The sequence below is a fragment of the Pseudomonas sp. BP11-1-1 genome (assembly GCF_052112105.1).
Lineage (GTDB): Bacteria > Pseudomonadota > Gammaproteobacteria > Pseudomonadales > Pseudomonadaceae > Aquipseudomonas > Aquipseudomonas alvandae.
In genome coordinates, this window is sequence record NZ_JAUTYU010000010.1 from 69,607 (window position 1) to 95,603 (window position 25,997).

Annotated in this window: 22 protein-coding genes; 3 read left to right on the top strand and 19 right to left on the bottom strand. The window is 61.3% G+C overall.

Annotated features, from left to right (window positions below; all coding sequences use genetic code 11):
• Positions 1-44: 44 nt before the first annotated feature.
• From Q7C33_RS19230 to Q7C33_RS19280, 11 genes are all read right to left on the bottom strand, one after another.
• Positions 45-689, bottom strand: coding sequence for a methionine ABC transporter permease (locus Q7C33_RS19230; protein ID WP_030140516.1), 645 nt, complete (start codon positions 687-689; stop codon positions 45-47).
• Complete coding sequence (locus Q7C33_RS19235; RefSeq protein ID WP_407683952.1) at positions 679-1,803, bottom strand: methionine ABC transporter ATP-binding protein; 1,125 nt, start codon at positions 1,801-1,803, stop codon at positions 679-681. Before Q7C33_RS19235 ends, Q7C33_RS19230 begins: the two co-directional genes overlap by 11 nt.
• A 2-nt stretch (positions 1,804-1,805) precedes the next feature.
• Entirely contained in the window at positions 1,806-2,615 is an 810-nt protein-coding gene (locus tag Q7C33_RS19240; protein WP_407684015.1) for a MetQ/NlpA family ABC transporter substrate-binding protein, read from the bottom strand.
• Between the two features lie 195 nt (positions 2,616-2,810).
• Positions 2,811-4,169: an LLM class flavin-dependent oxidoreductase gene (locus Q7C33_RS19245; protein WP_407683953.1), complete on the bottom strand. Its 1,359-nt coding sequence runs from the start codon at positions 4,167-4,169 to the stop codon at positions 2,811-2,813.
• Positions 4,169-5,362, bottom strand: coding sequence for an SfnB family sulfur acquisition oxidoreductase (locus Q7C33_RS19250; RefSeq protein ID WP_030140512.1), 1,194 nt, complete (start codon positions 5,360-5,362; stop codon positions 4,169-4,171). The genes Q7C33_RS19245 and Q7C33_RS19250 overlap by 1 nt, the downstream gene beginning before the upstream one ends.
• Positions 5,363-5,385: 23 nt before the next feature.
• Positions 5,386-6,627, bottom strand: a complete 1,242-nt coding sequence (locus Q7C33_RS19255; protein WP_407683954.1) for an SfnB family sulfur acquisition oxidoreductase — start codon at positions 6,625-6,627, stop codon at positions 5,386-5,388.
• Positions 6,628-6,820: 193 nt separating this feature from the next.
• Positions 6,821-7,588, bottom strand: coding sequence for a hypothetical protein (locus tag Q7C33_RS19260; protein WP_030140510.1), 768 nt, complete (start codon positions 7,586-7,588; stop codon positions 6,821-6,823).
• 463 nt (positions 7,589-8,051) lie between these two features.
• Positions 8,052-8,813 (bottom strand): L-cystine ABC transporter ATP-binding protein TcyN, encoded by a 762-nt coding sequence (gene tcyN, locus Q7C33_RS19265; protein WP_198797036.1) that lies wholly within the window; start codon positions 8,811-8,813, stop codon positions 8,052-8,054.
• 3 nt (positions 8,814-8,816) lie between these two features.
• Positions 8,817-9,482, bottom strand: a complete 666-nt coding sequence (gene tcyL, locus Q7C33_RS19270; protein ID WP_030140508.1) for a cystine ABC transporter permease — start codon at positions 9,480-9,482, stop codon at positions 8,817-8,819.
• Positions 9,482-10,282, bottom strand: coding sequence for a cystine ABC transporter substrate-binding protein (gene tcyJ / locus Q7C33_RS19275; protein ID WP_030140507.1), 801 nt, complete (start codon positions 10,280-10,282; stop codon positions 9,482-9,484). The genes tcyL and tcyJ overlap by 1 nt, the downstream gene beginning before the upstream one ends.
• Positions 10,283-10,595: 313 nt before the next feature.
• Positions 10,596-11,594, bottom strand: coding sequence for a D-cysteine desulfhydrase (locus Q7C33_RS19280; RefSeq protein ID WP_198797093.1), 999 nt, complete (start codon positions 11,592-11,594; stop codon positions 10,596-10,598).
• Between the two features lie 491 nt (positions 11,595-12,085).
• On the opposite strand from Q7C33_RS19280, the gene betT reads away from it, so the two are divergent.
• Positions 12,086-14,047 carry a choline transporter BetT gene (betT, locus tag Q7C33_RS19285; protein ID WP_407684016.1) on the top strand — a complete coding sequence of 654 codons (1,962 nt, stop codon included), beginning with the start codon at positions 12,086-12,088 and terminating at the stop codon, positions 14,045-14,047.
• A 12-nt stretch (positions 14,048-14,059) separates the two neighbouring features.
• Here the strand turns inward: betT and Q7C33_RS19290 are convergent, their stop codons facing one another.
• Positions 14,060-14,800, bottom strand: a complete 741-nt coding sequence (locus tag Q7C33_RS19290) for an SDR family oxidoreductase (RefSeq protein ID WP_030140504.1) — start codon at positions 14,798-14,800, stop codon at positions 14,060-14,062.
• Positions 14,801-14,926: 126 nt separating this feature from the next.
• Here Q7C33_RS19290 and Q7C33_RS19295 point away from each other — a divergent pair, with 126 nt between their 5' ends.
• Both Q7C33_RS19295 and mgrA read left to right on the top strand, forming a co-directional pair.
• The gene (locus tag Q7C33_RS19295; RefSeq protein WP_030140503.1) at positions 14,927-15,817 is read left to right on the top strand and encodes a LysR family transcriptional regulator; all 891 of its coding nucleotides are present in this window, start codon (positions 14,927-14,929) and stop codon (positions 15,815-15,817) included.
• Positions 15,818-16,027: 210 nt separating this feature from the next.
• Positions 16,028-17,065: an L-glyceraldehyde 3-phosphate reductase gene (gene mgrA / locus Q7C33_RS19300; RefSeq protein ID WP_030140502.1), complete on the top strand. Its 1,038-nt coding sequence runs from the start codon at positions 16,028-16,030 to the stop codon at positions 17,063-17,065.
• A 186-nt stretch (positions 17,066-17,251) separates the two neighbouring features.
• Here the strand turns inward: mgrA and tauD are convergent, their stop codons facing one another.
• The 7 genes from tauD to Q7C33_RS19335 form a co-directional block, all read right to left on the bottom strand.
• Positions 17,252-18,094 carry a taurine dioxygenase gene (gene tauD, locus Q7C33_RS19305; RefSeq protein WP_258648696.1) on the bottom strand — a complete coding sequence of 281 codons (843 nt, stop codon included), beginning with the start codon at positions 18,092-18,094 and terminating at the stop codon, positions 17,252-17,254.
• A 48-nt stretch (positions 18,095-18,142) separates the two neighbouring features.
• Positions 18,143-18,982, bottom strand: a complete 840-nt coding sequence (gene tauC, locus Q7C33_RS19310) for a taurine ABC transporter permease TauC (protein ID WP_217860986.1) — start codon at positions 18,980-18,982, stop codon at positions 18,143-18,145.
• A complete protein-coding gene (tauB, locus tag Q7C33_RS19315) occupies positions 18,979-19,773 on the bottom strand; it encodes a taurine ABC transporter ATP-binding subunit (protein WP_334598639.1) in 795 nt (264 codons plus the stop codon). The genes tauC and tauB overlap by 4 nt, the downstream gene beginning before the upstream one ends.
• A gap of 20 nt (positions 19,774-19,793) precedes the next feature.
• Positions 19,794-20,771 (bottom strand): taurine ABC transporter substrate-binding protein, encoded by a 978-nt coding sequence (gene tauA, locus Q7C33_RS19320; protein ID WP_181290241.1) that lies wholly within the window; start codon positions 20,769-20,771, stop codon positions 19,794-19,796.
• A 313-nt stretch (positions 20,772-21,084) separates the two neighbouring features.
• Positions 21,085-22,668: a glutamate--cysteine ligase gene (gshA, locus tag Q7C33_RS19325; protein ID WP_407683955.1), complete on the bottom strand. Its 1,584-nt coding sequence runs from the start codon at positions 22,666-22,668 to the stop codon at positions 21,085-21,087.
• Between the two features lie 272 nt (positions 22,669-22,940).
• Positions 22,941-23,324 (bottom strand): PaaI family thioesterase, encoded by a 384-nt coding sequence (locus Q7C33_RS19330; protein WP_051065981.1) that lies wholly within the window; start codon positions 23,322-23,324, stop codon positions 22,941-22,943.
• Positions 23,324-25,648, bottom strand: a complete 2,325-nt coding sequence (locus tag Q7C33_RS19335) for a Tex family protein (protein WP_258648700.1) — start codon at positions 25,646-25,648, stop codon at positions 23,324-23,326. Before Q7C33_RS19335 ends, Q7C33_RS19330 begins: the two co-directional genes overlap by 1 nt.
• Positions 25,649-25,997 lie beyond the last annotated feature (349 nt).

Sequence of the window (25,997 nt, forward strand, 5' to 3'; positions counted from 1 at the left end):
TCGACGACTATACCGCAAGCTCGCCCACACAAATGAAGCGCTCTTCAGCGCTTGTTCAAACCCCGCGCCAGCCGGTCCCCGCCCAATTGAATCACCGCCACCAACGCCACCAGCAATACGATCACCGTGAGCATGATCTGGCTGTCGAAACGCTGGTAACCATACCGGTAAGCGATATCGCCGAGGCCGCCGGCGCCGATCGCGCCAGCCATGGCGGAGGAGTTGATCATCGTCACCAGCGTGATGGTAAAGCCGCCGACGATGCCGGGCAGCGCTTCGGGCAGCAGCACATGCCAAACGATGTGCCAGCGCCGGCAACCCATCGCCTGGGCTGCTTCGATCAGGCCGTGGTCGACTTCCCGCAGGCTGACTTCGGCGATACGCGCAAAAAACGGCGTGGCGGCGATGGCCAGCGGCACCACGGCGGCCCACACGCCATAAGTTGTGCCGACGATCAGTCGGGTGAAGGGAATCAGTGCCACCATCAGGATCAGGAAGGGTATCGAGCGGAACAGGTTCACGAACGCGCCCAAAGCCCTGTTCAAGGCCGGCGCTTCATAAATCCCTCCCTTGCCGCTCGTGACGAGGATCACTGCCAACGGGATGCCCGCCAACAAAGCGATCAATGACGACACGCCGACCATCAAGAAGGTGTCGATGAAACCCTGCAATAACCGATCAAACCACATGACCCAGCACCTCCACCTGTTGTGCCCAATTGCCCGCGCGCTGACGCAACTCCTCGGCGCTCCAGGCCGAGCCGCTCACCGCGAGCAGCAATTGCCCCAATCCATGGCCCTGAATTCGCTCGATACCACCGTGGAGCAGTCGCACCCGTCCACCCAGGGCGCTGAACAAGGCAGCCAGGTCCGGCTCATCCTTATCGATGCCGGTGAAGCGCAGGCGCAGCACCGTGGCCGCGTCCGCCGACGCCGGATGAGGTTGCAAGCGGCTTTGCAGCTCTTCGGGCAGTGCGTGCTGCAACGGTGCCAAGAGCGTGCGACTGACGTCATGCTGCGGGTTGCCGAAGACTTCCCAGACCGGCCCTTGTTCGACGATTCGTCCTTGTTCGAGCACCACCACCCGGTCGCAGACTTCGCGGATGACCGCCATCTCATGGGTGATCAGCACAATGGTCAGGCCCAGGCGCTGGTTGATCTCACGCAGCAAACCGAGGATCGACTGAGTCGTCTCCGGATCGAGCGCCGAGGTGGCCTCGTCGCATAGCAGGATCTGCGGGTCATGAACCAGCGCCCGGGCAATCCCGACACGCTGTTTTTGACCGCCCGAAAGCTGCGCCGGATAGGCGCCGTGCTTACCTTGCAGACCCACCAGCTCCAACAGTTCGCGAACCTTTTGCTGGCGTTGTTCCTTGGGCACGCCGGCCACCTTGAGCGGCAGCTCGACGTTCTGCCACACCGTCTTGGCCGACATCAGGTTGAAGTGCTGGAAGATCATGCCGATGCGCCGGCGCAACTCCACCAGCCGATCTTCGTCGAATTCTCCAATGTCCACCTGATCGATCAGCACGCGCCCGCTGGTGGGCTGTTCGAGGCGGTTGATAGTGCGGATCAGCGACGATTTGCCCGCGCCGCTGCGGCCGATGATGCCGAACACCTCGCCGCGCTGGATCGCGAGGTCGATGCCTTGCAGCGCGGCCACCGGGCCCTGGGTGCCAGCGTAGGTCTTGCCCAGGCCGATGAAGCGCACGTGGGCACGGTTCAATTCCGGATGCAGCTCGGTCTGGTCGGCGATGTGGGGCGCAGGGGCGTCATGACGGAGTCGAGCGTTGACGGCACTCATGTTCAGCCTTCCCAGCCGGCTTGGTAGAGCTTGCCGTGAGCCTTGTCCAAGGCTGCGCGCACTACGGGCGAGTGCTGGTAGATATCGACGAACTTGATCAACCGTGGATCATCCTTGCTCTTGGGCTGGATCACGAACTGGATGACGTACTCCTTGTGATCCAGGCCGTCGAACAGCAACGCGGAGGTCGCATCGAAGGTGTTCGCCAGGCGAATGTAGGCCGGATAGCCCTGCACCAGATCAGCGTCTTCGTAGGCGCGCACCAGTTGCACTGCCTCGACTTGCAGGATCTTGAGCTTTTTCGGGTTGGCCACGATGTCATCTTCGGTGGCCTTGTAGCCGACCCCTGGCTTGAGCGTGATCAGCCCGGCCTTGGCCAGCAACTGCAAGCCGCGTCCGCTGTTGATCGGGTCGTTGGCAATGGCGACGCTGGCGCCCTCGGGTAATTCGGCGAAGCTTTTGTATTGCTTCGAGTAGAGGCCGACGTTGTTGATGATGCCCGGGGCGAACGGCACCAGGTCGAAACCGGCGGCGGCCTTGGCGTTTTCCAGGAAGGGGATGTGCTGGAAGTAATTCACGTCGATGTCGCCCGAAGCGAGGCTGACGTTGGGCGCGATCCAGTCGCTGAATTCCACCAGCTCGACCTTCAGGCCTTGTTTATCGGCTTCTTGCACCGCTGCCTCCAAGGGAATGGCGAAGGCGGCGGTGGTGCCGATTTTCAGCGGGGCGTCGGCGGCGAACAGCGCCGAGCTGAACAGGCCGAGAGCCAGGGCCAGGGTTCTGACTGGCAGGGTGAGGAAGTGCTTGGTCATGTCGGATATTCCAGTCATTGATTGAGTCATGTGCTTTCGTGGCGAGGGGATTCATCCCCGCTGGGCTGCTTGGCAGCCCCAAATACAGTCAATGCGATCAACCTGATACACGGCAGTATCAGATCTTGGGGCCGCTTCGCGGCCCAACGGGGATGAATCCCCTCGCCACAGGTTCATCAGGCCTAGTCCACAGGGTCAGTGTCTGTAGGTGGAGCCGGTGTGTTGTCCGGGCAATTGAGCCCCCGCGTCGAACAGCTTTTCCCGCAGGGTGCCGTTGTCGTATTCGGTCTTGTACGAGCCGCGTCGCTGCAGCTCGGGAATCACCAGGTCGATAAAGTCCACGTAGCTTTGCGGCGTGACGATGCGGGTCAGGTTGAAGCCATCGAGGCCGGTTTCGGCGATCCAGGATTCCAGCTCATCGGCGACCTGTTCGGGCGAGCCGACCACGGTGATGTAGCGCCCGCCCAAGGCGTGTTGCTCCAGCAGCTTGCGGCGGGTCCAGTCGTTGTTTTGCAGGGTCTTGGTGGCGGATTGGATGGCGTTGCTCTTCACGTACTGGATCGGTTCGTCCAATTCGTACTCGGAAAAATCGATCCCCGTCGACGCGGAGAAATGCGCCACCCCGGCTTCGGCGCTGGCGTAGCCCAGGTATTCGGCATGCTTGGCCCAGGCCACTGCTTCGGTCTCGCCGACGATCACGTTCAGGCCCATGAACACCTTGATGTCCTCGGGGTTGCGCCCGGCCTCGATGGCACTGGTCCGGACCTTGTCCACCTGGACCTTGGTCGCCGGTTTGTTCTGGCCGCTGATGAACACGCATTCGGCGTGGCGCCCGGCGAACAGCAGGCCCCGCTCCGAGCTGCCGGCCTGGAACAACACAGGTGTGCGCTGCGGTGAGGGTTCGCAGAGGTGATAGCCCTCGACCTGATAGAACTCGCCCTGATGCCGGACCTTGTGGACCTTTTCTGGCTGGGCATAAATCCGCTGCTCGCGATCGTTGATGACCGCGTCGTCTTCCCAACTGCCTTCCCACAGCTTGTAGAGCACTTGCAAATACTCATCGGCCTGGTCGTAGCGACGGTCATGCTCGACTTGCGCAGTGAGGCCCATGGCCTTGGCGGCGCTGTCCAGATAACCCGTGACGATATTCCAGCCAACCCGGCCGCGGCTCAGGTGATCCAGCGTGCTCATGCGCCGGGCGAACAGGTACGGCGGCTCGTAGGTCAAGTTGGCGGTAAGGCCGAAGCCGAGGTGTTTCGTCACGGCGGCCATCGCCGAGACCAGCAGCAGTGGGTCATTGACCGGCAGTTGGATCGACTCTTTCAGCGTGACGTCCACCGATTGCTGGTAAACGTCATAGACCCCGACGATATCGGCAATGAACAAGCCATCGAACAACCCGCGTTCCAATAACTGGGCCAGCCCGGTCCAGTATTCAAGGGTGTTGTATTGGGTCGACGTGTCCTGTGGATGGGTCCACAGGCCGTGATTGATATGCCCGATGCAGTTCATGTTGAACGCGTTGAGGAGGATTTTTTTCTTGCCGGCCGCCATCAGATCGTCCCCCGCAGCGGCGGTTTTTCATCGTTGAGGTAGAAATTGCCGACCGCGTGGTACTTCCAGCGCACCGGGTCGTGCAAGGTGTGCACCCGGGCGTTGCGCCAGTGGCGGTCGAGGCCATGCTCAGCCACGGTCGCCTGGCTGCCGGCCAGTTCGAACAGTGTGCTGCCAGCCGCCAGGGAGATTTCCGTGCTGATCGCCCGGGCTTCCGCCACCGCAATCGAGGCCGCTGCTACCGTTTCTGCGTTCGTGTCAGCCTGGGCGCGATCGAGGAATTCTCCGGCGCGTTCCAGCAAGGCTTCGGCGGCGTGCAGGCGGATGCTCAGGTGGCCGAAGCTCTTGAGGGTATGTGGGTCCTGGGTCGCGACGTCACTGGTGGCGTCGATCCATGGCCGGGTTTTGTGGCGGACAAAATGCAAGGCGTCTTCATAGGCGGCGCGGGCGATGCCGGTATCGATCGCGGCGTGAAGGATCTGTGCCAGCGGGCCGACCGGGGTGGGGCGTTCGAAGGCGCTCTGGAAGGGCACGATGTCTTCGGCACAAACATGGACATCCTCGAAGACCACCGAGCCGCTGCCCGTGGTGCGCTGGCCGAAACCGCTCCAGTCGTCGATCACCGTCAGGCCTTGGCTGTTGCGTGGGACGAACGCCAACTGCTGCACGCCGTTCTCATCCACCACCGAGGTGGGGATGCGCTGGGCATAGATCGCCCCGGTGGCGTAGAACTTGCGGCCATTGATGCGATGGCCGTCGCCGTCACGGCGCAGCTGGGTGATGCGGTCATGGGCCGTCTTGGTCCCGAGCTCCGCCAGGGCATTGCCGAACCGCTGGCCGGCCAGCACCTCGGCGTAAAGCCGCTGCTTCTGGGCTTCGCTGCCGTTGACCCGCAGCACTTCCAATGCGTAGAAATGATTTTGCGGAATCTGGCCGAGCGAGCCGTCGGCTTGGGAGATCAGCGCAACGACCTTGGCCAGCGTGACGTTGGATACACCCGCGCCGCCATAGGCCTTGGGCACGCTGATGCCCCATAGGCCGGAGCGCGAGAACGCCTCGAGTTCCGGGTGCGGCAGGCGCCGTTCGCGGTCGCGCAGGGCACTGTCGCGCTTGAAGTCTTCGGCCAGGTCGCTGGCGACAATCAGGGCTTGTTCATCGCTGGCAATCACCGCGACGTGTTGGGAAAGCGTCATGTGCTGCTCCAGAGGTCGGGTCGTCAGATCCAGGAATGTCGGGCCGGCAAGGTGCCGTTCAGGCGGTAGTCGCCGACCGCGTGGTATTTCCAGCGCACCGGGTCGTGCAGGGTGTGGACCCGCGCGTTGCGCCAGTGGCGATCAAGGTTGAATTCGGCGAGGGTGGCGCGACTGCCGGCCAGTTCGAAGAGTTTTTCGCTGGCCTGCAGGGCGATTTCGGTGGTCAGCACCTTGGCTTCGGCGACGGCTATCGAGGCGCGGGCGGCGGACTGTTCGGTGATTGGCGCGGCGTTGACTTCATCAAGGACTTGCCCAGCCTTGCGCAGCAACGCCTCGGTGGCGTGAAGTTCGATTTTCAGCCTGCCGACGTCGGCAATGACGTACAAGTCATCGCTGGCCCGCTCGACCTTGGCCTCGATCCAGGGCCGGGCGCGTTCACGAACGAAGGCGATCGTGTCATCGATGGCGCCCCGGGCGATGCCCAGGTCGATCGCGGCCTGGATCAGTTGCGAAAACGCCCCCTGCACGTTTGGCACTTCATTGATGCGCCAGTTGTCCAGCACAAGCTCGGCGTCGACCCGCACATTGTTCAGCAGGACCGTGCCGCTGGCGGTGGTGCGCTGGCCGAAGCCCGACCAGTCATCGACGATGCGCAGGCCGGGAGTGCCGCGTCGAACGAACGCCAACACCTGGCGACCCTCGTCATCCAAAGCCTTGACGGCGACCCAATGGGCGAACAGCGCACCGGTGGAATAGAACTTCTGGCCATTGATGACGAAGCCGTCGCCGTCGGCCGTGATCCGCGCCTTGAGTTCCAAGGTATTGCGGGTGCCGCGTTCCGGTCCGGCATTGCCGATGCGCCAGCCTTCGAGCAGGCTCTGCAGGAGAATCTTTTTTTGTCGCTCGGTGCCCGTCGCGAGAATCAACTGGAGCACGCCGAACTGGTTCTGTGGAATCTGGCCGAGGGCCGGGTCTGCTGCGGAGATGATTGCGAACACTTCGGCAACGGTGACCGAGGAGACTTGCGGTCCGCCATATTCGCGGGGAACGGCAATGCTGCCGAGGCCGCTACGGGTGAATTGCTCGATTTCCGACCAAGGCAACTTGCGTTGCTGGTCGCGACGCGCGGCTTGCTGGCGCGCGACCTGTGCCAATTGATGAGCGGCCTCGATCGCCTCCGCATCGTTGCGCAATACCTGTGCCGGCAATAACAGCGGCGCGATGTCCTGGTCGCTCTGGACCTTTGCCTGGGCCAAATCGGACATCACCGCCGCTCCGTGGCTGTGTGCAGGGCCTTGGCGCTCTGCACTGGGGTGATTGTGTTCCGTACCATACCCACCTCACATCTCAAGAAAACACCGCGATGAATGCGGCGAGCGAAAATCAAGAATGTCCGGTGGTCCGGTTTATATACCCTAAACGCGCATAAACCGTTTTTGAACTAACTTTTAGGAATAATCATAGGTTGGATTTGATTCCCTGTGCGGGCTGCACGTCTTTCGGCGGGTTTTTCAGGTAGGGATGGGTGCCTCCGATCTTCAATGTTCGCGGCGGCGCCCAACGGGAATTGTTGCCCACCCGGTCGATGATGCAATAGGTCACTTCCAGGCGAAGGTCCTCGCCTGCTTCCATGATGATTTCCGGCGGCACCCAGACGTGGATCGGCTGGCCCACCTCGCCAGGCGTTATTCTCGGCAGGTCCATGCGCACATCGCCCCAACGCACGGTAATCGCGTCGTCGGCGGCCATGTTCAGGTAGGGCTCGATGGTCAGCGGCACGCCACGTTTGATCTGGTTCGGGTTCACGCCCTGGCGGCGGATGGTCTGAGGAATCCGCACCGGCGCCAGGCTCTGGTTTTCATCACCGGTCAAGGTCGAGGGTCGGCCACCGGGGCAATCGAGCTTGACCTGGACCTGTTGCGTGGCCGACAGCGCTGGCCCTCGGCCAATTTGCATGACGCGATAGTGTATGCGTGAGGTCCCATTGACGATAAAGCTCTCCGGTACCCGCAACGTGATGCTGCCCTGCGTATCCTCATGTGACAGCAGGCGAGAGCCGGCATAGCAGTTGTCCCAATACAGCTCGACCACATCGCCGACGTCCATGCCCGGGTAGGCGGCAATGATGATCTCCAGATGGGTGGCGCTGGTAATGTTGATTCCGGCGCGCTGTGCGTTCGCCAAGGTGGGCGCGGCCAGTCCAGGAATAGTTGACGTACATGTCATGTTGTTACTCCTTTGATTTTATTAAACGAACCCTTTCTCGTGGAAACAGGGTGCCTGCTTATTCAGCGTGATCAATCGCTCGGCAAATAAGTCGTTAACTTGTATGGGTACTTCGGAACGATAAGCTTGGTCTGTCCGCCCCTAGATAAAGGGTCAGTAGTTTTAATGTCAATAGAGCAGCGAGCTTAATAGCAAGTTGTGCAAGTCTTCAGAAATATCCTACGCGCCGAAGATACTAATGCGCGGCCTTTGATGCCCTTTTCCTAGGCTTGTGAGGTGTCCGGGTGGTTGGGTCGGGAGCAGGTCAGGTCAAGGCGGTAACTTATTTTTGCGATAATCGTGTTGGTTTTGGCGACTCATTCGAGCATGAGTGATTACCCAGTTTGCTTGGGCTGGAAGTTGGCAGAGATATTTATAGGATTTGTCGAAGCTTTCATTCCATGAAAGTTTCGACAGGGGTAAGTTATTGCGCGCCGTGTCCGGCAGAGAGGAACTTGCTGAGGAACTGTCGAGTGCGCTCTTCCTTAGGGTTTGCGAACAAAGCCTTGGCTTCGCCTTGTTCGACGATTACGCCTTTGTCGAAAAACACCACGCGATTGGCCACATCCCGGGCGAAGCTCATCTCATGGGTCACGATGACCATGGTGCGCTTTTCTTCGGCCAGGCCGCGAATCGTCGCCAGTACTTCGCCCACCAGTTCTGGGTCCAGGGCTGAGGTCGGCTCGTCGAAGAGGATCACCGCCGGTTCCATTGCCAGTGCGCGAGCAATCGCCACGCGCTGTTGCTGACCGCCCGACAGGCGCCTCGGATAGGCGTTTTCCTTACCGGCCAATCCGACCTTGGCCAATAACTTGCGACCCAACGTCTCGGCCTCCGCGCGCGGCGTCTTTTTCACCACGATCGGGCCTTCGGTGACGTTTTCCAATGCCGTGCGATGGGGGAACAGGTTGAAGTTCTGGAACACGAAGCCCACCTGCTGGCGCAAGCGACGCACCAGGCCCTGCTGCTGGTTCAACGGGCGACTGCCATCGATCTCGATGTCGCCGACCTTGATCCGGCCGCTGCTGGGTTCTTCCAGGAAGTTCAGGCAACGCAGGAAGGTGGTCTTGCCCGAGCCGCTGGGGCCGATGATTGCAACCACTTCGCCTTCTTCGATCTTCAAGTCGATGCCGTTGAGCACCACCTGACCCTTGAACTGCTTTGTCAGTTTTTCCACGACAATCATGGGTCAGGACTCCTGGTCGTGCCGATTGACCCGGGCTTCCAGTACGTTCTGCAGGTGCGAAAGCACGGTGGCAAGAACCCAATAGATCAGCGCGGCGGCAAGATACATGGTGAAGATTTCGAAGGTGCGGGCGGTGATCAACTGCGCCTGGCGGAACAGCTCCGGTACCTGGATGGTCGCCGCCAGCGCGGTGTCCTTCACCAGGGAAATGAAACTGTTGCCCAACGGTGGCAGGGCGGTGCGCGCGGCTTGTGGCAGGATGGCCCGGCGCAGCGTCTGCGCACGGGTCATGCCGATACTCGCCGCCGCTTCCCACTGGCCGCGCTCGATGGAACTGATGGCGGCCCGCAGGATTTCACACGCATAGGCGGCCATGTTCAGCGAGAAACCGATCAGCGCCGCTGGCAGCGGATCCAGCTCGATGCCCAATTGCGGCAACCCGTAATAGATCACGAACAATTGCACCAGCAACGGCGTGCCGCGAAAGAACGACACGTAGATGCGGGCGATCCAGTTCACCAGCGCGAAACGCGACAGGCGCATCAGCGCCAGGCCGAACCCCAGCAACAAGCCGAAGAACATGCCGCCCAGGCTGAGGATGACCGTGTAATACGCGCCCTTGAGCAGGAAGGGCGCGGAGTCCAGCGCGAGTTGAAGAGCTGCTTCCATTATTGGGTGACGTCAGCGCTGAAATATTTTTCCGAGAGTTTTTTCAACGTGCCGTCGGCGCGCAGTTTTTCGATGGCCTTGTTCACGGCGGCCAGCAGCTCAGGCTCGCCTTTACGCAGGGCGATACCGGACTCCTGGCGAGAGAAGGCTTCGCTGGTAACGGTGGTGTCCTTGGCTTTCTTGGCGTATTCCAGCGCGGCCAGGCGGTCGATCAGGATGGTGTCGATACGGCCGACGCGCAGATCCTGGAACTTGGTCGGATCGTCGTCATAGGTCTTGACTTGGGCGCCCGGCACTTCGGCCTTGACCCATTGTTCGTAGTTCGTGCCCAGGCCCACACCAACTTTCTTGCCGTCCAGGTCAGCGGCTTTCTTGATGTTCAGCTCGTCGGCCTTCTTGGTCAGGACCAGCGCTTGAATCCCGGAAATGGTGTACGGCTCGGAGAAGTCGTACTTCTTCTTACGTTCCTCGGAGATAGTCACTTGATTGACTACAGCGTCCAGACGCTTGGATTCCAGCGCCGCGAGAATGCCCGCCCATGGAGTGGTCTGCAGCTTGACCTTCACACCCAGCTCCTTGGCCAGGGCTTCGGAGAACTCCACTTCGAAGCCGGTCAGTTTTCCGCTGTCATCAACGAAACTGAACGGTGGATAAGTGCCTTCCAGGCCGATCTTGATTTCACCAGCGTCCTTGATTTTTTGCAGTTGCTCACCGGCAACCGCTTGCCCCAGCAGGCCAGCGCTCAATGCCAGGCCCAGCGAACCCACCAGCAGGTTGCGACGTAATGCGGAAAAATTCATGACAAGCCCCTGTGTTTTCTTATGACGACGTTATTTGGCTGAGATAAGGCGTAGCCGCGATCCGAAAAGATTGCCACATCCTGCCTTAAAGCAGCCTGGACGTCTCGCGGCAAATGCGCTTGCGGCGAGACTATAGGGTGGGTTTTATAGATTGGAAAATAATATTAAATCAAGCATCTATGCTAATTTGGAATGAAGACCTGTGGGAGCGAGCTTGCTCGCGATAGCGGTGTGTCAGTTAAACAATTGTCGGCTGATTTATCGCTATCGCGAGCAAGCTCGCTCCCACAAAAGCCCTCCATTGAGTCTTCCACTAAGCCGAGAACGTCGCGTCATAGGCGAACAACGCCGGCGCGCCGCCGGTGTGCAGGAAAATGATCGGACCGTCATCGAAACGGTCGCGGCCGATGCCATCGAGCAAGCCGGCCATGGCCTTGCCGGTATAGACGGGATCGAGCAGCAGACCTTCCTGGCTCGCCAGCAGCTTGACCGCTGCCAGTGTCCCGGCATTCGGTTCGCCATAGCGAGGGGCGAAATATTCGTCCCACAGGTTCACCTTGAATGCCTCTGGGAGGGCCACTTCAAGCAGCTCGGCGGTGCGCTCGGCCAGGCCTTGTACCTTTGGAAACTGGTCCTCTTCGCTGCGCGAAACCGTTACGCCAATGATCGGAAGCGCAGGCAGGCTTTCGCTCAAGGCCAGCGCCAGGCCGCTGTGCGTGCCGGCACTGCCCGAGGCCAGTACCACCGCGGCGAAATCGACGCCGGTGTCCTTGATCTGTTCGGCCAGCTCCAGGCCGGCGCGTACATAACCCAGCGCGCCCAAGGCATTGGAACCACCAATCGGCACCAGGTACGGTTTTTTGCCGTTGCTGCGCAGACGGCCAGCGAGGGCCTGCAATTGGTCATCGGCGTTGTCCAGGTTGTCTACCAGCTCGACCTTGGTGTCGAAAAGCTCCAGCAACAGACGATTGCCGTTACCCAGGTAATTGCTGTCCTCGGTACCAATCGGGTTTTCCAGCAGCGCCACGCAGCCCAGGCCCAGCTTCGCGGCCAGGGCTGCGGTCTGGCGTACATGATTGGACTGGATCGCCCCAGCGGTGATGAGGGTATCGGCGCCTTGGGCGATGGCGTCGGCGGCCAGGTATTCGAGCTTGCGCAGTTTATTGCCGCCCAGGGCCAGGGGCGTCAGGTCGTCGCGCTTGATGTAGATGTCACGGCCGAGCCACGCCGAGAGGCGGTCGAGTTTTTCCAGGGGTGTCGGGTGGCCGAGCAGGTCAAGACGATGAAAGCGAGACAGCTGTTCTTTGATCATGGGTCCGTACTGGTTGTAGGCGATGCCTGGACTATAGGCACGTGGATATTCAGGGGCAACCGGGATGTTTCCGTTCGGGCGTGGATGCGACGACACCGCCGCCGGTTTGGCTTGTGCCGGACCTGTGGGAGCGAGCTTGCTCGCGATGGCGGTGCAGCGGTCAATAGAGATATTGGATGTCAGGCCGTCATCGCGAGCAAGCTCGCTCCCACAGGGGTATCTGCCCTTGAACACTGAACGAATGCCCGCCAGACAACGTCATACCCAGCCATGGGCTAGTGTCGGAAACGTGCCGTTGAGCCCTGCGATTAGTCCTTAGCTAGCTATTCATGTTTAACTTGAACGTTCATTCAAGTTAAACCATTGGTTTGCTGCCCGCTCACAACAGGAGGCTTGCCTTTGCCGAGTCCGTTTGCGCACGTCACGATTTCGTTTTGCGAGGTGCTTCGTCGATGAGTACTTCGTCCCTTTCACCCAGCGGCCTGGTCCGCATGAATCCGCCGGTGTTTTACTTCGCCGCGACCTTCATCCTGCTGTTCGGCCTGGTGGTGATCGCCATGCCCGGCCAGGCTGGCGCCTGGCTGCTGGCGGCCCAGAACTGGGCGGCCAATACAGTCGGTTGGTACTACTTGCTGGCGATGACCCTGTATTTGATTTTCGTGGTGGTCACTGCGTTGTCGGGCTACGGCAAGATCAAGCTCGGTGCCGACCATGACGAGCCCGAATTCAGCTACTTGTCCTGGGCCGGCATGTTGTTCGCCGCCGGGATCAGCATCACGTTGTTTTTCTTTTGTGTTTCCGAGCCGCTGACCCATCTGGCACAGCCGCCCCAAGGCGAAGCCGGTACTGCCGATGCGGCGCGCCAGGCCATGCAGATTCTCTTCTTGCACTGGGGCCTGCACGGCTGGGGGGTGTTTGCCTTTGTCGGCATGGCCTTGGCGTACTTCGCCTACCGGCACAATTTGCCGCTGGCGTTGCGATCGGCGTTGTATCCGTTGATTGGCAAGCGCATCAACGGTCCGATCGGTTATGCCGTGGATGGCTTCGGCATTATCGCAACGGTGTTCGGCCTCGGTGCGGACATGGGGTTTGGTGTGCTGCACCTCAATTCCGGGTTGGATTACCTGTTCGGCATCGCTCACACCCAATGGATCCAGGTCGGCCTGATCGTGCTGATGATGGGCGCGGCGATCATCGTCGCGGTGGCCGGGGTCGACAAAGGCGTGCGGGTGATGTCCGACATCAACATGCTGCTGGCCTGCGCGTTGCTGTTGTTTGTGCTGTTTGCCGGCCCGACCCAGCATTTGCTCAACACGTTGATCCAGAACGTCGGTGACTATCTCGGCGCCTTGCCAATGAAAAGTTTTGACCTGTACGCCTACGACAAACCGAGCGACTGGCTGGGCGGGTGGACGGTGTTCTATTGGGCATGGTGGATTGCGTGGTCGCCGTTCGTGGGGCTGTTCATCGCACGTATTTCCCGTGGCCGGACGATTCGCGAATTCGTCTTTGGCGTGCTGTTGATTCCCCTCGGTTTCACCCTGGCGTGGATGTCGATCTTTGGTAACAGCGCCCTCGACCAAGTGTTGAACCATGGCATGAGCGCCTTGGGGATGTCGGCGGTGGATAACCCGTCGATGAGCCTTTACTTGCTGCTGGAGACCTACCCGTGGAGCAAGACGGTCATCGCTGTCACGGTGTTTATCAGCTTTGTGTTTTTCGTCACCTCCGCCGACTCCGGCACCGTGGTGCTGTCCACGCTTTCGGCCAAGGGCGGCAGTCCGGATGAAGACGGACCGAAATGGCTGCGGGTGTTCTGGGGCGCGATGACCGCCCTGGTGACCAGCGCCTTGCTGTTTTCCGGCAGCATCGATGCGCTCAAGTCAGCGGTGGTGCTGACCTCCTTGCCCTTTTCACTGATTCTCTTGCTGATGATGTGGGGCCTGCACAAGGCGTTCTACCTCGAATCCCAGAAGCAGATTGCGCAACTGCATTCGTTGGCGCCCGTTTCGGCTTCGCGACGGGGCACTGGCGGCTGGCGCCAGCGCCTGAGCCAGGCGGTGCATTTTCCTTCTCGCGATGAGGTGTACCGCTTTCTGGATAGCACGGTGCGCCCGGCCATCGAAGATGTGAAAGCGGTGTTCATCGAGAAGGGCCTGACCGTAATGACCCAACCCGACCCGGCGGCCGACAGTGTCAGCCTGGAAATCGGCCATGGCGAGCAGCATCCGTTCATCTACCAAGTGCAGATGCGCGGTTACTTCACACCGTCCTTCGCCCGGGGTGGCATGGGCTCCAAGCAAATCAACAACCGGCGTTACTACCGTGCCGAAGTGCACCTGAGTGAAGGCAGCCAGGATTACGACCTGGTGGGCTATTCCAAGGAGCAGGTCATCAACGACATCCTCGACCAGTACGAGCGGCACATGCAGTTCTTGCATCTGGTGCGTTGATCGAGTGAAGCCTCAGACCAGCCCACCATTGGCCCGCAGGATCTGCCCATTGACCCAACCGGCAGCCGGACTCACCAGGAAAGACACGATGCTGGCGATGTCTTCCGGCTGGCCGAGGCGCTCCAGGGGCGGCATCTTCGCGTAGTGCTGGACCTGCTCCTCGCTTTTGCCGTGCATGAACAGTTCGGTGGCGACCGGCCCCGGCGCCACGGCGTTGACCGTGATCTGGCGACCGCGCAGTTCCTTGGCGAACACCTGGGTCAGTGACTCCACCGCGGCTTTGCTGGCGATGTACACCGAATAGCCAGGCAGGTTCAGCCCTACGGTACTGCTGGAAAAATTCACGATGCGGCCGCCATCGTTCAGCCGAGTCGCGGCCTCGCGCAGGGTGTTGAAGGTACCGCGCGTGTTGATGGCGAACGTACGGTCGAACAACTCGTCGCTGTGCTGCGCCAAGGGCATGACCTGGAGGATGCCGGCGTTGTTGATCAACACATCGATTTTGCCCAGTTGTGCTTCGACTTCATCGAACATCCGGCTGACGTCGGCGGCAACCGACACGTCGGCTTTCACCGCTATGGCCTGGTGACCGGCCTGACGCAGCTGCACCACCAGCTTGGAGGCTTCGTTGGCGCTGCTGGCAAAGTTGACGGCAACGGCAAAGCCGTCGCTGGCCAGTTGCTTGGCAATCTCTGCGCCGATGCCACGGGAGGCGCCGGTCACGATGGCAACTTTGGAGTTTGAAGCAGTCATGGCGAGAATCCCCTTGGGATGTAGTGATGGGTTGCAGGCAGATTCACATGTTTACTCTCGCCGATAAATGCCGGAAAGTTGCCTTGACTGTTCAATAATCTCCAACAATCGGAGCGCAGGATTTCAATGGATCAGGTCAAGGCCATGCGGGTGTTTGTCCGCATCTACGAGCGCAGCAGTTTCACCCTGGCTGCTGAAGACTTGAACATGCCACGGGCCACGCTGACCCATACGCTCAATCAGTTCGAGGCCTGGTTGGGTGTGCGTTTGCTCGAGCGCAGCACGCGCAAGGTGCGCCCGACCCTCGATGGCGAAGCCTATTACCCGCGCTGCGTACAATTGCTGGCCGAGCTGGAAGAAGCCGAACTGGCGTTTCGCGGCGTTGCGCCCAAAGGCAAGCTGAGGGTGGACCTGCACGGAACACAGGCGCGATATTTCGTGATTCCGGCGTTGCCGCAGTTCATGGCCCGCTATCCGGAAATAGAACTGTTCATCAGTGAGGCGGATCGTTTCGTCGACCTGATTGCCGAGGGCGTCGATTGCGTCGTGCGCTCCGGTACGTTGGCGGATTCGTCATTGATTGGCCGGCGTGTCGCCAATCTTCGGCAAGTCACCTGCGCCAGCCCTGGTTACTTGCGCCAATACGGCGAACCGAAAAACCTCGATGACTTGCGGCATCACAAGGCAGTGAATTACGTCTCGCGCACCACCGCCAAGCTGTATCCGTTCGAATTCATGGTCGACGGCGAACTGAAGGAAGTGCAGATCGGGGGGACGTTGTCGGTGTCCGGCGCGGAAATCTACGCCGCGTCGGCCATTGCCGGCATGGGCCTGATCCAGTGCCCCCATTACCGGATGGAGGAGCCGATCCGGCAGGGCCTGATCCAGGAGGTGCTCGCCGCGACGCCGCCACCCTCCATGCCAGTGTCGGTGCTTTATCCGCACAACCGACACATGTCGCCACGGGTACGGGTGTTCGTGGACTGGGTGGCGGAGGTGTTTGCGCAGGCGCGTTGATGTAGTTTTCGATTTCCTTGGCACCGCTAATACCTTGTGGGAGCGGGCTTGCTCGCGAAGGCGGTGGGTCAGCCAGCACAACTGTTGAGTTTGTAGATGCCTTCGCGAGCAAGCTCGCTCTCACAGGGATCTGCGAACTTTCGGCCTGACCAATGCGTCTGTGAAATGTTAGCTTTTGCCACCCGCCATCCGAACAGAGAGCCCTTTTCGATGACCTACACCGCTGCGCAAAACCGCTACGAGTCCATTCCCTATCGCCGCGTCGGTCGCAGCGGGCTGGTGCTGCCAGCCCTGTCACTCGGCTTGTGGCACAACTTCGGCGACAGCACGCCGATCGATACCCAGCGAGCCTTGTTGCGCACGGCGTTTGACCTGGGCATCAATCACTTCGACCTCGCCAACAACTACGGCCCGCCCTACGGCAGCGCCGAAATCAATTTCGGCCGGCTGTTGCGTGAAGACTTCAAGCAGTACCGCGATGAACTGATCATCTCCAGCAAGGCTGGCTGGGACATGTGGCCCGGCCCGTATGGCCAGGGTGGCGGTTCACGCAAATACGTACTCGCCAGTCTCGACCAGAGCCTGCAGCGCCTGGGGTTGGATTACGTGGACATTTTCTATTCCCACCGTTTCGACCCCGACACGCCACTGGAGGAAACGGCCAGCGCGCTGGCGACGGCCGTGCAGCAGGGCAAGGCCTTGTACATCGGCATCTCTTCGTATTCGGGCGTGAAGACCCGGGAAATGGCCGCGCTGCTCAAGGAATGGAAAGTCCCGCTGCTGATCCACCAGCCGGCCTACAACCTGCTTAATCGCTGGGTGGAAAAAGACCTGCTGGACGCCACCGAGGAACTCGGCACGGGCGTTATCGCCTTCACGCCGCTGGCCCAGGGCCTGCTGACCGACAAATACCTCAAGGGCATTCCCGCCGATGCGCGGGTGAATCGCCCGGGGGGCGGCTCGTTGCAAGCGTCGCATCTGTCGGAGGAAAACATCGCCCACGTCCGTGCGCTCAACGAAATCGCCCAGCGTCGCGGCCAGAGCCTGGCTCAAATGGCCCTGGCCTGGACGTTGCGCGATCCACGGGTCACCTCCGCCCTGATCGGCGCGAGCCGGCCGGAGCAGATCGTCGAGAACGTCGGCGCCCTGCGCAATCTCGATTTCAGCGCCGAAGAACTGGCCGAGATCGACCGCTTTGCCCAGGAGGGCGGGATCAACCTGTGGGAGAAGCCTTCGACGGCTGAGTAATACCGAACACCCCTGTGGCGAGGGAGCTTGCTCCCGCTGGGCCGCGAAGCGGCCCCAAACCCATTCAACACTGCGTATCAGGAAAAACAGTGGGACAGGTTTTGCGACTGCTGCGCAGTCGAGCGGGAGCAAGCTCCCTCGCCACGGGGATATGCGTTACCCCGGAAAACCATTCGGGCAAGGCACTCACCTGAAAAACGGCACATCCCCCAACACCGTCGCCCGATGCATGACGCGTCGGGCTGGGCGGTAGTCGTCCACGGCGAAATGCTGGGTCACGCGGTTGTCCCAGAACGCCACGTCATTGGCCTGCCAGCGCCAGCGAACGGTGAATTCCGGCCGCGTGGCGTGGGCAAACAGCAGTTTCAGGATCGCCTCGCTTTCGCTTTCCGACAGCTCGTTGATGCGAGTGGTAAAGCCTTCGTTGACGAACAGCGAGCGACGACCGCTCACCGGATGCGTACGAATCACCGGATGGGACAGCGGTGGGTTTTTCCGCCGTGCTTCTTCCCAGCGCACCAAGTCCTCGGCGGAGTTGCCGAAGCGCTCCAGCGGAAACGAACGGGTGAAGTCGTGAGTCGCCGTCAGGCCTTCCAGCAGGCTTTTCAATGGCGCCGACAAGGCTTCGTAGGCAGCGATGCCACTGGCCCACAACGTGTCGCCGCCAAACGCCGGCAGCAGCTTGGCGCTGAGCACGGCGCCCATGGCAGGAGTCGGCAGGAAGGTCACGTCAGTGTGCCATACGGCATTATCGCGAACGTCGGTGACGGCGGTGTCGAGCACCAGCACTTCGGGCTGCTCCGGTACGTTGGGATAGATCGGATGAATGTGCAGGTCACCGAAATACGCAGCGAAACGTGCCTGTTGCGGCGGTTCGATCGGCTGGTCGCGGAAAAACAGCACCTGATGTTCCAGCAGCGCCTGCTCGATGAAATCCCGGTCTTCCAGGCTCAGCGGATGACTGATGTCGATCCCGCTGATCTGCGCGCCGAGGGCAATGCTCAAGGGGGTAATGGTCGGGCGGCTCATGGTGGTTCTCTCGGATGGGCGCCGAATGGTCGGCGTGGTCATTGCGTATCAATGGGCCTGGCCGTGCCATGGCACCAGCTTGCGTTGCAGGGCGCGCAGGCCCATTTCCATGGCGAAGGCGATCAGGGCGATCACGAGGATTCCCAGCACCACCACATCGGTGACCAGGAACTGCGCCGCCGACTGCACCATGAACCCCAGGCCGCTGGTGGCCGCGATCAATTCAGCGGCGACCAGCGTCGACCAACCCACGCCCAGGCCGATGCGGATACCGGTGAGAATGTCCGGCAACGCGCTGGGCACGATCACATGACGGATCAGTTGCGCCCGGGTGGCACCGAGGGATTGCGCGGCCCGCAATTTGGCCGGGTCGACGGTGCGCACGCCGGTGGCGGTGGCGATGGCGATCGGGGCGAAGATCGCCAGGTAGATCAGCAGGACTTTCGACAGCTCGCCGATGCCGCACCAGATCACGATCAGCGGCAGGTAGGCCAGGGGCGGAATCGGTCGATAGAACTCGATCAGCGGATCGAGCACCCCACGGGCGATACGGTTGGCGCCGATGGCGATGCCCACCGGCACCGCCGTGAGCACTGCGAACAACAGGCCCAGGCCGATCCGCCCGAGGCTTGCGCCCAGGTGTTGCCAGAGTGTCGAATCCATGTAGCCGCTGGTTGCCAGCAGCCATCCCTTTTGCAGGACGGCGGAGGGCGGCGGCAGGAATAGCGGTTCGATCAGCCCGCTGGCGGTGATCGCCCACCAGAGCAGCAGCAACACGACCAACGTCAGCCCGCTGATCCAACGTGTGCCCAGGCTGCGTCGTACGGGGGCTGCCGCGCGCGAGGTCACGGCATCGCCGGCCACGGCTGGGATTTCATAACTGCTCATGCGCGCTCCTGTTGTCGAGTGGCGCTGCGTTGGGAAAACACCTTGGCAAGCACATGCTCGCGGGTCTCGATGAAGCGTGGATCGGACTTGATGGAGCGGGCCGATTCACCCGCGCCGTAGCGGCGGCCGAAATCCAGGCTCAGGCGCTCGACGATCTGCCCGGGATCGGGTGCCAGCAGGATCAGATCGGTTGCCAGGAACACGGCTTCTTCAATGTCGTGGGTAATCAGGAACACTGGTTTGGCGGTGCGTTGCCAGACTTGCAGCAACAGCTCCTGCATCTGCTCGCGGGTGAAAGCGTCCAGGGCGCCGAAAGGTTCGTCCATCAACAACAATCGCGGATCGGCTGCCAACGCGCGGGCCAGGCCTACGCGTTGCTTCTGGCCGCCGGACAGCTGCCAGACGCGGCGCTTTTCGAAACCGGCCAAGTCCACCAAGGCGAGCATCTCCCGGGCGCGAGCCTCGCGTTTTCCCTTGGCGACTCCGGCCAGTTCCAGGCCGAAAGCGACGTTCGCCAGCACGTCCTGCCAGGGCAACAGCGCATCGTCCTGGAACACCACGCCACGTTCGGCGCCGGGGCCTGACACCGGCACGTCGTCGAGGGTGATTTGCCCGGCGCTGGGCTCGACGAACCCGGCAATCAGGTTCAGCAGCGACGTCTTGCCGCTGCCGGATGGGCCGAGGGCGACCAACAACTGCTGCGGGCCCAGAGTCAACGAAATATCCGCCAGTACCGGTTTCGTTGCACCGGGGTACTGTGCGCTGATGCGCTCCAGCTGTAGCAAGGCCATCTCGGCGTCTCCTTTTTCGATCAGCGAGTGATGTATTTGGCGCTGACGTACGGCGCGTAATCCGGCAGCACTGCTTCGACCTTGCCTTGCTCCTTGAGGAACGCGGCAGTGTTGGTAATCGCCTGGGTGGTTGGAGCGCCGAGGCTCACCACCTGGTCTGCGGCCAGCGGGAAGACGTTGCCTTGCAACAACAGCGGGATATCACTGGCCTTGGCGCCGGAGAGCTTCACCAGCTTGTCGATGTTGGAGGCATCGGCCAGCCAGGCTTGCGGATCCTTGCGGTACTGGGCGTAGGCATCCAGGGTGACTTTGGCGAACGCCGTGACGATCTCGGGATGCTGTTGGGCGAAATCCTTGCGCACGATCCACGCGTCGAAGGTCGGTGCGCCGAACTGGGCCAGTTCAGCTGAAGTGATCAATACCTTGCCGTTTTCCTTGGCGACGCCGAGGGCCGGGTCCCAGACGTAGGTGGCGTCGATGTCGCCGCGTTTCCAGGCGGCGATGATGGCTGGCGGGGCGAGGTTGAGCACGGTGACTTTCGACGGGTCGATGTTCCAGTGCTTCAGCGCGGCGAGCAGGCTGTAATGGCCGGTGGAGACAAACGGCACGGCGATCTTCTTGCCGATCAGGTCTTGCGGGGTCTTGATGCCGGAGCCGTCACGGGCGACCAAGGCTTCAGCGGCGCCGATCTGGGTGGCGATGAGGAAAGTTTCCACTGGAACCTTACGCGTGATGGCGGCGGTCAGCGGGCTGGAGCCGAGGTAACCGATCTGCACATCGCCCGAGGCGATGGCGGCGATGATGTCGGCGCCATTGTCGAACTTGCGCCAGGCGATCTTGGCCTGGGTGGCTTTTTCATAGGCGCCGTCGGCCTGGGCGACTTTCGCCGGGTCCACGGTGGTCTGGTAGGCGACGGTCAGGTCGGCCGCCTGGGCAAAAAGACTCGCCGCAGCCAGGGAGGCGGCCGCGAGAAGGCGAAGGGGGAAACTCAAAGACATGGTGAAGCTCCTCAACAGGCCGCCGGAGAGTCGGCGTTGGAGGAGACTAAATGATCTAAGAATTAAGAAATAAATAACTTTTTCGAATTAGCTTATCTGCGAAAAAGTCTATGCAAGGGGCAGAAATTGGAGTTGTACATGGCTTTTGTGGCGAGGGGATTTATCCCCGCTGGGCTGCGTAGCAGCCCTAAAGCTCCTCTTCGGTGTGTCAGACAGGTCACTTACCGCCGTTTTGGGGTCGCTTCGCAACCCAGCGGGGATAAATCCCCTCGCCACAGCTGCATTCCCACGAAGGAATCATGGGAATGCTCGGTCAGTTACTGATCGCCAAAATGCTCGCCTGATACGAACCCACGAACACATCGAAATCCCCCACCTCGTTCTGCTCCAGCTCGGTTTGCTGGACCAGGGACTGGCGAGCGGTTTGCTCGAACGCGGCTTGCTCTTCGGTCGCCAACGGCTCGGCGCGGAAGAACTCGGCGTGGGCCTTGCTCTGGCGCAGGGAGAACTGAGCGAAGCTTTCCTGATGCTCGGCCATGGCGGCCAGTACCTGGGCGGAGGGCGTCAGCGATGGATCGCGGACTTTTGCTCGTTGCGCGTCCAGCGCCTGACGGTGGGCGTCGCCACCCTGGCTCCGGTCGAGCAGCGCTGCCAGTGGAGCGATGTTCTCGAGCAATTCCAGGGCCCATGCCTGCATATCCACGGCTTGCCCCTGGCGCTGCAGTTGCAGGCCCGGCTTGCGGCCTTCCTTGACCACGGTCAGGAAGTTGCTGGTGGCGTTGCTGCATTCGTTGTTTTCCAGCTGCGGGCTGTCATTGAGGCCGCAATACAGCAGGAACGCGTCGAGGAACCGCGACTCGGTGAGGTCGATGCCCATCGGCAGGAACGGGTTGATGTCCAGGCAACGCACTTCGACGTACTGGATCCCGCGAGCCATCAGGGCCTGGATTGGCCGCTCGCCGGTATAGGTCACGCGCTTGGGACGGATATTGGAGTAGTACTCGTTTTCGATCTGCAGGATGTTGGTGTTGAGCTGCACCCACTCGCCGTTCTGGTGGGTGCCGACTTCGACGTACGGCCCGTACGGCGTTGCCACCGCTTTGCGCAGGCTGTCGGTGTAGCTTGCCAGATCGTTGTAGCAAGGCGTCAAGCCGGCCTGGGCGTTGCTCTGGTAACCCAGGTCACTCATGCGCAGGCTGGTGGCGTAGGGCAGGTACAAGGTGTCCGGATCCAGCTGTTCCAACTGGTGCGGCCGGCCACGCAGGAAACCGACGTCGAGGGCCGGCGAGGCACCGAACAGGTACATCAGCAGCCAGCTGTACCGACGGAAGTTACGGATCAGGGCGATGTAGGCCGACGATTGGAAGTCCCGGTCGCTCGCGTCGATGGCTTCGTCCTGCCGGAGCAGGGGCCAGAGCTTTTCCGGTAGGGAAAAGTTGTAGTGGATCCCGGCGATGCATTGCATGGTCTTGCCGTAGCGCAGGGCCAAGCCCTTGCGATAGACATACTTGAGTCGACCGATGTTCGAGGTGCCGTAATAGGCGATCGGAATCTCTTCCTCGGCCGGCAACGGACACGGCATCGAAGGGCTCCACAGGTATTCGTCGCCGAGTTTGCTGTAGACGAACCGGTGGATCCTGTCGAGGCTGCGCAGGGTGTCGGCCGGGTTGGCCAGGGCCGGGGTGATGAACTCCAGCAACGACTCGGAATAGTCGGTGGTGATCTGTTCGTTGGTCAGCGCCGAGCCCAGGGCTTGCGGGTGCGGGGTCTGCGCCAGGCGCCCGTCATCGGTGACGCGCAGGCATTCACGTTCGATACCGTGCAGGCACTGCTCGAGCAGGGAGAGGTTGGCGCGCTCGCCGAGCAGGGCCAGGCGGCGGTTTAAAAGGTCGCTCAAGTTGAATTCCTTCACGCGTCAGTCGCCCCAATATGGGGGTGGGCAAGACGGTCTACAAGGGTGAAGTTAAAACTGGCGTTTTCGCCTGGTTTTCATACGGCTAACGACAGGTCGCCACGGCCCCTGTGGGAGCGAGCCTGCTCGCGAAAGCGGCGTATCAGTCAGCATTGGAGTCGCCTGATACACCGCCTTCGCGAGCAAGCCCGCTCCCACAGAGAAATTTCGACACCGCATTCATGGCGTCGAAATTACCCCAAATCGATGGCAGGGAGCTACAGGACAGCGAACGTGCCTTGCGCTTTTGCGACCAGCTTGTCGCCCTGCATCACCTCGGCCTCCACCACCAGCGTGCGCCGGCCCGGGTGGATGACCCGGGCGGTGCACAACACCTCGCCGTCGGACACGGCACGGATGTAGTTGATCTTGCACTCGATGGTCGCGCTCTGCTGGTCAAAGCCGTGGACACTGGAGCAAGCCAGGCCCATGGCGATGTCCACCAGGCTGAACAGCGCACCGCCGTGCAGCTTGCCGCCACGATTGCGCAACTCGGGTTCGAGGCCCAGGGCGACTTGCGCCACCCCGTTCTCGAGGCTTTGCAGCCGACAGCCGAGCAGCTTGAAGAACGCGCTCTGAACCAGCCCGGCCGGCGCGTCCATCAGCGTTTCTTCAGTTGCTTGGCGTTGGCGAACAGCGAGGCCATGGCGTTGTTGGCCGGGGCTGCCGTGGCGGTCTCCTTGCGCGGTGCGGTGTTCTGCGACTGGCGCGGCGCGGCGCCTGGGCGAGCACCGCGGGCACCGTCGACTTTTTCACCTGGCGTGTCGCTCATGCGCATCGACAGGCCAACGCGTTTGCGCGGGATATCGACTTCCATGACCTTCACTTTCACCACATCGCCGGCCTTCACGGCTTCGCGTGGGTCCTTGATGAATTTTTCCGACAGCGCCGAAATGTGCACCAGACCGTCCTGGTGTACGCCAATGTCGACGAACGCGCCGAAATTGGTCACGTTGGTCACCACGCCTTCGAGAATCATGCCCGGTTGCAGGTCCTTGAGGTCTTCGACGCCCTCCTGGAATTCGGCGGTCTTGAACTCAGGACGCGGGTCGCGTCCCGGTTTCTCCAGCTCTTGCAGGATGTCGGTCACGGTAGGCAGGCCGAAGGTTTCGTCGGTGAATTTCTTCGGGTCCAGGCGCTTGAGGAACGCGGCGTCGCCGATCAGCGAGCGGATGTCGCGGTCGGTCTGGGCGGCGATGCGTTGCACCAGCGGGTAGGCTTCCGGGTGGACTGCGGAAGAGTCGAGCGGGTTGTCGCCGTTCATGACGCGCAGGAAGCCGGCGGCCTGCTCGAAGGTTTTTTCACCCAGGCGCGGGACTTTCTTCAACGCGGCGCGGGTCTTGAACGCGCCATGTTCGTCACGGTGGGTGACGATGTTCTGCGCCAGCGTGGCGTTCAGGCCGGAGATACGCGCCAGCAGCGCCACCGAAGCGGTGTTCACGTCCACGCCCACGGCGTTCACGCAATCCTCCACCACGGCGTCCAGGCCACGGGCGAGTTTCAGTTGGGAAACGTCGTGCTGGTATTGGCCGACGCCGATGGATTTCGGATCGATTTTCACCAGTTCCGCCAACGGATCCTGCAGGCGACGGGCGATCGACACCGCGCCGCGAATCGACACGTCCAGGTCCGGGAATTCCTTGGAAGCCAGTTCCGACGCCGAATAAACCGAAGCACCGGCCTCGGAGACCATGACCTTGGTCATTTTCATGGCCGGGTATTTCTTGATCAGCTCGGCGGCCAGCTTGTCGGTCTCGCGGCTGGCGGTGCCGTTGCCGATGGCGATCAGGTCCACCGAATGCTTGGCGCACAGGGCGGCGAGTACGGCGAGGGTCTGGTCCCACTTGTTGTGCGGCACGTGCGGATAGACCGTGGCGTGGTCCAGCAGTTTGCCGGTCGAGTCCACCACCGCCACCTTGCAGCCGGTGCGCAGGCCTGGGTCGAGGCCCAGGGTGGCGCGCGGGCCGGCCGGTGCGGCCAACAGCAGGTCGTGCAGGTTGTGGGCGAATACGTTGATCGCCTCGGTCTCGGCGTTGTCTCGCAACTCACCGAGCAAGTCGGTTTCCAGGTGGGTGTAGAGCTTGACCTTCCAAGTCCAGCGCACCACCTCGGCCAGCCATTTATCGGCGGCGCGGTTCTGGTTCTGGATGCCGAATTGCTGGCCGATCATGCCTTCGCACGGGTGCATGGTGCCGGGCAGTTCTTCACCGACCTTCAGGGCTGAACTGAGAATGCCTTCGTTGCGGCCACGAAAAATCGCCAGGGCACGGTGGGACGGCATGCTCTTGAGCGGTTCGTCATGCTCGAAGTAGTCGCGGAACTTGGCGCCTTCCTCTTCCTTGCCGGCGATGACGCGGGCGCTGAGGATGGCTTCCTGCTTGAGGAAGTTGCGCAGTTTCTCCAACAGGTTGGCGTCTTCGGCGAAGCGCTCCATGAGGATGTACTTGGCGCCTTCCAGCGCGGCCTTCACGTCCGCCACGCCTTTTTCGGCATCGACAAAGCGTGCGGCCTCGGTTTCCGGGGCCAGGGTTGGATCATTGAATAGGCCATCGGCCAGCTCGCCGAGGCCGGCTTCCAAGGCGATCTGGCCCTTGGTGCGGCGCTTCTGCTTGTAGGGCAGGTACAAATCTTCGAGGCGGGTCTTGGTATCGGCCAGCTTGATGTCGCGCTCGAGTTGCGGGGTCAGCTTGCCCTGCTCCTGGATGCTCGCCAGGATGCTGATGCGCCGTTCGTCGAGTTCGCGCAGGTAGCGCAGGCGCTCTTCCAGATGACGCAACTGGGTGTCATCGAGGCTGCCGGTCACTTCTTTCCGGTAACGGGCTATGAAAGGGACCGTGGAGCCTTCATCGAGTAGCGCGACGGCCGCTTCGACCTGTTGTGGGCGGACGCCGAGTTCCTCGGCGATGCGGCTGTTGATGCTGTCCATAAAACCACCTGACAAATTGTGAAATCAGGCTCGCCGCCGCAGAAGCCGGGCTCGGCGAGACTGGTTGAGCGGCCTGGCATGCGCCGCTGCCTGGGTCAAAAGGCTGCCTGTTGACCCGCGAAATTCAAAAAGTGCTGCCTGGCCAGGGGTAAAAAAAGTGCTGCGCCGTTATAGAGATCCGGCCTGGTCCTGGCACAAAGGCCGCGCATTATAACCAGCGTTCCGTTGTTCGGGGGTGTCGTGAACCGAGGGTTTGATGGGTGGATTGCTGGAGATAGAGGAAAAATCTGCTAACAATGCACACGGTGCGTATAACGGCAGCTAGGCCATAATGCGCGCCAAGATCAAA